Source organism: Kitasatospora sp. NPDC057198, from assembly GCF_042670125.1.
Lineage (GTDB): Bacteria > Actinomycetota > Actinomycetes > Streptomycetales > Streptomycetaceae > Kitasatospora.
The window spans coordinates 1-6,535 of record NZ_JBHUWH010000440.1 but is presented as its reverse complement, the minus strand read 5'-3'; the positions used below and the strand labels follow the sequence as shown (position 1 = coordinate 6,535).

Annotated in this window: 4 protein-coding genes; 1 reads left to right on the top strand and 3 read right to left on the bottom strand. The window is 73.8% G+C overall.

Annotated elements, in window-relative coordinates; translation table 11 throughout:
• Positions 1–41 precede the first annotated feature (41 nt).
• The 3 genes from ACFUEL_RS32505 to ACFUEL_RS32495 form a co-directional block, all read right to left on the bottom strand.
• Positions 42–2,894, bottom strand: a complete 2,853-nt coding sequence (locus ACFUEL_RS32505; RefSeq protein WP_380240629.1) for an SGNH hydrolase domain-containing protein — start codon at positions 2,892–2,894, stop codon at positions 42–44.
• A gap of 15 nt (positions 2,895–2,909) precedes the next feature.
• Positions 2,910–4,574: a glycosyltransferase family 2 protein gene (locus ACFUEL_RS32500; RefSeq protein ID WP_380240627.1), complete on the bottom strand. Its 1,665-nt coding sequence runs from the start codon at positions 4,572–4,574 to the stop codon at positions 2,910–2,912.
• 346 nt (positions 4,575–4,920) lie between these two features.
• Positions 4,921–5,274: an ArsR/SmtB family transcription factor gene (locus tag ACFUEL_RS32495; protein WP_380240631.1), complete on the bottom strand. Its 354-nt coding sequence runs from the start codon at positions 5,272–5,274 to the stop codon at positions 4,921–4,923.
• 139 nt (positions 5,275–5,413) lie between these two features.
• Between ACFUEL_RS32495 and ACFUEL_RS32490 the strand changes: the two genes are divergently transcribed.
• The gene (locus ACFUEL_RS32490) at positions 5,414–6,508 is read left to right on the top strand and encodes an NADH:flavin oxidoreductase/NADH oxidase (RefSeq protein ID WP_380240625.1); all 1,095 of its coding nucleotides are present in this window, start codon (positions 5,414–5,416) and stop codon (positions 6,506–6,508) included.
• Positions 6,509–6,535: the final 27 nt, after the last annotated feature.

Here is a 6,535-nt window from a genome sequence, read left to right as displayed (position 1 = left end):
GGTACCGGATGGTCCTCCGGCACCGCGGCCCCGCCCGTCCGCTACCGCCGGGTGGAGACGGTGACCGAGGCGACCTTCATCGGGTGGCCCGGTTCGGTCGCGGGGGTGGGCGAACTGCCGTACGCGGCGGGGAGGTTGCCGCCGACGGCCACGTTCAGGATCAGGAAGACGCCGTGGTGGACGGCCTGGTCCCAGGCGGCCGGGTCGACCTGGTCGGAGGTGACCTCGAAGTACTGCTCGCCGTCCCGCAGCCAGCGGACCCGCTCGGGGCTGGTGGAGCGGTCGATCTCGACGGTGTAGGTGTGGAAGGTGCCCCAGCAGTCCGCGCAGGACCGCTCGCCGGAGCCCAGGCCGTTCGGCTCCTTGCACGGCCCGCCGGGGGTGGTGCCGCAGTGCACGGTGCCGAACACGCCGCGTCCGCCGACGGATTCGAGCACGTCCAGCTCGCCGACGCCGGGCCAGCCGGTGTACCCGTCGCGGAGCTTGCCGCCGAGCGCCCAGAACGCCGGCCAGTACCCGGCCGCGGCCTCGCCGTGCACGTCGGGGAGCGCCAACTCGGCCTCCAGGCGCAGGATTCCGCCCGCGGGGGCGGCCAGGTCGGCCCGCCTGGACTCGATCCGGCCGGAGGACCAGCGGCCCGCCGCGTCCCGGGTGGGCGTGATCTCCAGCGCACCCCTGCCGTCCAGGTGGACGTTCTCGGCGGAGTCGGTCATGGTCTCGACCTCGCCGGTGCCCCACTGGGCGGCCGGGCAGCCGGGGTAGCAGGTGCCCAGGTCGTACTGCCAGTTCGCGGCGTCCGGCCGGCTCCCGGCCGGGCCGTCGAAGTCGTCCCGCAGCAGCGTCGTCCAGCCGTCGGCGGTGCCGAACACGCCCGCGTCGGTGAGGAGTTGGTCCAGTCGCGGGGCGAGCACCACGGCCGCGGCGTTGGTCAGGTGCGAGTCGTCGCGGTACAGCAGCACGTGCTCCAGCACGGCCGGGCAGTTGCGCCCGCCGGCCGGGCAGAGCACCGAGTTGACCTCGACGGTCTTGACGCCGGGGAACTTTCCGGCGGCGATCTCCTCGGCCAGCGGGTCGGCGTACAGGCCCTCGGCGCGCGGGAAGTCGCAGGCGGAGGTGGTGTCGGGGTGGCCGGAGACACAGGCCGGGACGTCCCGGCCGGGGATCGGGGTGTCCTGCAGGTAGATGATCGGGACGCCCAACTCCCGTAGCGGGGAGAGGGTCTGCTCCCAGCCGTGCAGCAGTGCGGCCCGGTCGGCGGTGTAGCGGTTGAGCGTGGAGACGACGATCAGCCTGGGCTTGGGCCCGTCCTTCAGCCGGGCCAGGGCGTTGGCCCGCCAGGTGTCGCACTCGTGGTAGGTGCGGCCCAACTGCGGGTTGGTGACCGTGATTTCGGGCAGCGGGCAGCCCTGCTTGACCAACTCCTCGACGGACAGGTGGTGTTCGGCGGCGACGCCGAGCAGCGCGGAGAACCACTGTCCGGCGTGCGAGTCGCCGAGCAGCACGATCCGGTCGTCGCCGGCGCCGAAGCGGCACGGCGGGCTGGTGGTGTCGGCCGGGTCGACCTCGCAGGCGCCGTCCGGCGGGAAGTCCTGCCGGGCCTGGACGGGGTTGGGCACGGTCGGCGCGTGCGGGGGCGGCGCGGCGGCCAGCAGGCTGCTGCCGGTGCGGGCGCCCGGGGGCAGGCCGGACGGGTCCGGGGGAGTGGCCGGGCCCAGGTTGCGCAGGGTGCCGGAGCCGACGACCAGGGCCAGCAGCACCGGGAGGACCACCGCGGTCAGGCCCAGCGACAGGCCGCGGCGCGGGATCTCGCCCAGCACCCGGCTGCGGCGCAGCGGCTGCTCCAGCCAGCGCAGCGCGGCGTACGCGGGCAGCGCGGCGGCCGCGGTGAGGGCGGCCTTGACGCCCCAGTGCAGGGTGCCCCACTGGGCCTCGGCGATGACCAGCACCGGCCAGTGCCACAGGTACAGGTTGTAGGAGAGCCGGCCGATCGCGCGCGGCGCGCCGAGCGACAGCGCCCGGCCGACCAGGTGGGTGCCGCCGGAGCCGGCCAGCACGATCGCGGCGGTGGCGGCGGTCGGCAGCAGCGCGGCGTACCCGGGGTAGGGGGTGCGCTCGTCGAACAGCAGCAGTGCGGCGAGCACGCCGGCCAGGCCGCCGAGGCCGAGCAACTCCCGTGCGAGCCGCGGCATCCGACCGATCGGCAGCAGGGCGACGACGGCGCCGGCGGCGAACTGCCAGGCCCGGGTCGGGGTGGAGAGGTAGGCGCCGGCGCTCCAGTGCAGGGAGAGCCAGAAGGAGCCGGCGCCGAGCAGCAGGGTCAGGCCGAGCAGGGTGCGCCGCCGCCAGGCCCAGCGGGCGGCGAGGGCCAGCAGCGGGGCCCAGAGCAGGTAGAACTGCTCCTCGACGGCGAGCGACCAGAAGTGCAGCAGGGCGCTCGGGTCGCGGCCGGCCGCCAGGTAGTCGGTCTGTTCGGCGATGAAGCGCCAGTTGGCGACGGACAGCGCGGAGGCGAGGACGTCGCGCTCCAGGTCGGCGCGGCGCAGCGGCGCGGTGAGCAGGGCGCCGAACACGGCGGTGGCGGCCAGCACGACGGCGGCGGAGGGCAGCAGCCGGCGGGCCCGGCGGGAGTAGAACTCGGCGAGCCGGACGCGTCCGCTCCGCGCGGTCTCGGTGCGCAGCAGGCCGGTGATCAGGTAGCCGGAGATGACGAAGAAGACGTCGACGCCGACGAAGCCGCCCGCGAAGCCGGGCACGGCGGCGTGGAAGGCGAGCACGGAGAGCACGGCGACGGCCCGCAGGCCCTCGATGTCGGGTCGGAACTTCGGCCGCTCGACCGGTGCTCGGTTCAGCACGACGGTGAGCGGGGCGGTACTCGGGGCGGTACTGGTGGACACGGGAGCGTGGACCTTTCAGCCCAGCCAGGGCAGCATCGGGGCCGCCCAGCCGGAGGCGAGCAGGGCGATCAGGGCGAGCGTGCTCGTGACGGCGAGGGCCTCGGGCCAGCGCCGCGGCCGCATCGCCGGGTGGGCCCCGGATTCGGTGGACTCATGGGCGCGGGGCCGGAGTTCGGCGTACAGGTCGCGGATCAGCGGCACCCCGAGGTGCAGCTGGACGGCCAGGTACAGGGCCAGGCCCCAGGTGGTGTGCCAGCCGTGCAGGACGGTCGCGACGGCGACGCCGCCGGCGGTGGCGAGCAGTGTGCCGGCCGTCCAGAGCAGCGAGACCAGCAGCACCTTGCGGGCCATCCCGCCGGAGCGGCCGGGCTTGGCGACGCCGGTGGGCACCCAGGCGGCGCTGCGGCCGCGGGCGGTGTGCCAGTAGGCGGTGGCGGCGGCGAAGCTCATCAGCACGTTGGCGCGCAGCACCTCGGAGCGCCAGCGGGTGCGGCTGACCCGGGGCAGCAGCACGTGCCACAGCCACAGCAGGGAGAGCATCGGCAGCACGTACCAGGCGCGGACCTCGCCGGGGAAGGCGAACAGCATGACCAGCGGCGGCAGCGGGGCGGTGAGCACGTTCACGGCGGCGGCCAGGTAGCCGACGATGCCCTCGTCGAAGCAGCGGCGCATCCGCCAGGTCATCGCCCTGCGGGTGGCCCGGTCGCCGATCAGGTGCAGGTTGCCCATCGTCCAGCGGTACTGCTGGTTGACGAAGCTGGTGGTGGAGTCCGGCGAGGTGCCCTTGGCGACCAGCACCGGCACGTACCGGGTGGTGTAGCCCTGCTGGTGCAGGGCGAGGCCGGTGTACATGTCCTCGCTGTGGTCGAGCCGGGCGAAGCCGCCCGCGGCGTCGATCGCGGCGCGCCGGTAGACGGCGTTGGAGCCGCAGCAGATGGCGGCGTCGGAGGCGTCCCGGCTGGGCTGCACCCAGCGGAAGAACCACTCCTGGGCGGAGCCGGCGGCGCGCTGCACCCAGCCCATCGAGGCGTCGGTGTCGAAGCACTGCGGGCTCTGCACGATGCCGACCTTCGGGTCGCCGAAGTACGGCAGCAGGTGCTGCAGCAGGTCGGCGCGCGGCGCGAAGTCGGCGTCCAGGATGGCGACGAACTCGCCGCTGCTGAGGGTCAGCGCGTGGTTGAGGTTGCCGGCCTTCTTGAACTCGCCGCGGTTCGGGCGGACCACGTAGTGGTAGCCGAACTGCTGTGCCAGGGCGGCGACTTCGGCGCGGTCGGCGTCGTCGAGCACCCACACGTCGAGGCGGCCCGGGTAGTCGTTGCGGGCGACCGCGCGGTAGGCGTTCTCCAGGATGTCGAGCGGTTCGCCGCAGGTCGGCAGGTACAGGTCGACGGACGGCGGCTGCGCGGGCTGCCAGGCGGAGACCAGCAGTTCGTGGCCGGCCCGGGTGAAGCGGCGGCGGCGCAGGCCGTTCAGGCAGGTCAGGGCGAGTGCGACGGCGTTGACGCCGAGGACGGCGAGGAACGGCCACAGGGCCGGGGTGCGCAGCGAGAAGCTGAGCATCGTGCCGGCGCTCACCGTGAAGGCGAGCGCGGAGAGCAGCGGGACCCAGCGGCGCTGGGGTCCGAAGTACCAGTAGAGCTCCTGATCGGAAGGTGGTGACGGAAGGTGATTGACAGTCATTGGGCCCCCCACGGCCAGACGTTGACACCTGTCGCCGGTCAGATTACCTGATTGGTATAGACCAAATGACCACGCGGGATGAACGCCGGGACAACTCGGGTGAAGGCCGCGTGACCAGGCATGACCGTGTCAGGAAAGATCGTCCTGATGGTGCGCGCGGGGCATCCGGGACGAGTGACGTGTCGAGTGGCGCAATGGTTCCGGGCTCGGAGTGGCGGGCGTCCGCCGCGTCGAATGGCGTGATCGCGCCGCGAGTTGACGGGCCGTCAGGTGGCACTCGGTGACGAAAAGGGCAGCCCGGTGGTGGCGGGAGGGGCAGCCCGGCGGTGGCGGAAGGGGCAGTCGGTCACACCTGCGCGGCGGCGGCGGTGGCGGCGGCCGCGGCCGCCCTGGGGCACGGCGGGGCGGCGGCCAGCACGGCCTCCAGCAGGCCCGGGAAGCGGGCCGCCAGGTCGTCCGCGCGCAGGGTGTTCATCTTCGAGGTGCCGCGTCGGTGCTGGCGGATCAGCCCGGCCTCGCGCAGCACCCGGAAGTGGTGGGTCATCGTCGACTTGGTGACCGGCAGTTCGAAGGCCAGGCAGTTCAGCTCGTCGCCGCCCGCGCCCGCCAGTTCGGAGACGATCCGCAGCCGCATCGGGTCCGCCAGGGCGTGCAGCACGCACGCCAGTTCCAGCTCCGCGGCGGGGGGTTCGGGGAGCAGGCCGGGGCAGTCCTGGTCGTGGTCGAGGGTCACGCGCTCATGGTACGACACCTCTCGTAGTTTGACAGCTTCCGTACTACGGTGAGTATCGTACGAAGCGAAAGAAGCCGTGTCCGGACCACAGGAAGGACGGGCCGCCGTGAGCGCCCTGTTCGAGCCCATCACTCTCCGCTCGCTGACCATCCCCAACCGGATCTGGCTCAGCCCGATGTGCATGTACTCGGCCGCCCCCGAGGGCCCCGACACCGGTGCCGCCACCGACTTCCACCTCGCCCACCTCGGCTCCCGCGCCGCCGGCGGCGCCGGACTGGTGATGGTCGAGGCCACCGGCGTCCGCCCCGACGGCCGGATCTCCCCGTGGGACCTCGGCCTGTGGAACGACCGCCAGCAGGAGCAGCTCGCCCGGGTCGCCGCGCTGATCGCCCAGCACGGCTCCGTCCCGGCGATCCAGCTCGCCCACGCGGGCCGAAAGGCGTCCACCAACAAGCACAGCGCCGGCGGCGGCCCGCTCCCGGTGGAGGAGGGCGGCTGGCAGGTGGTCGGCCCGTCCCCGATCCCGTTCGACGAGGGCTACCCCGTCCCGGCCGAGCTCACCGAGGCGCAGATCGCCGAACTGGTCGAGGACTTCGCCGCCTCCGCCCGCCGCGCCCTGGCCGCCGGCTTCCAGGTGGTCGAGGTGCACGGCGCGCACGGCTACCTCACCCACCAGTTCCTCTCCCCGGTCTCCAACCACCGCACCGACGGCTACGGCGGCGACTTCGCCGGGCGCAGCCGCTTCGCCCGCGAGGTCGCGGCCGCGGTCCGGGCCGTCTGGCCCGCCGACCTCCCGGTGTTCTTCCGGATCTCGGCGACCGACTGGCTCCCCGGGGAGCCCAGCTGGACGATCGAGGAGTCCGTCCTGCTGGCCAAGGAGCTGCAGGCCGTCGGGGTCGACCTGATCGACGTCTCCACCGGCGGCAACGTCCCGCACGCGAAGATCCCGGTCGAGCCGAACTACCAGGTCCCGTTCGCCGAGACCGTCCGCCGCGAGTCCGGCCTCCCGGTCAACGCGATCGGCCTGATCACCGACGCCGCCCAGGCCGAGGAGATCGTCGCCCAGGGCCGCGCCGACGCGGTCATGCTCGGCCGCGAACTGCTGCGCGACCCCTACTGGCCGCTGCACGCCGCCCGCGAGCTCGACGTCCCCCGCAACTGGCCCGCCCAGTACGGCTACGCGGTCGGCCCGCGCGGCTGACCCCCGCCGCGCCGCGGCGCGCAGGCC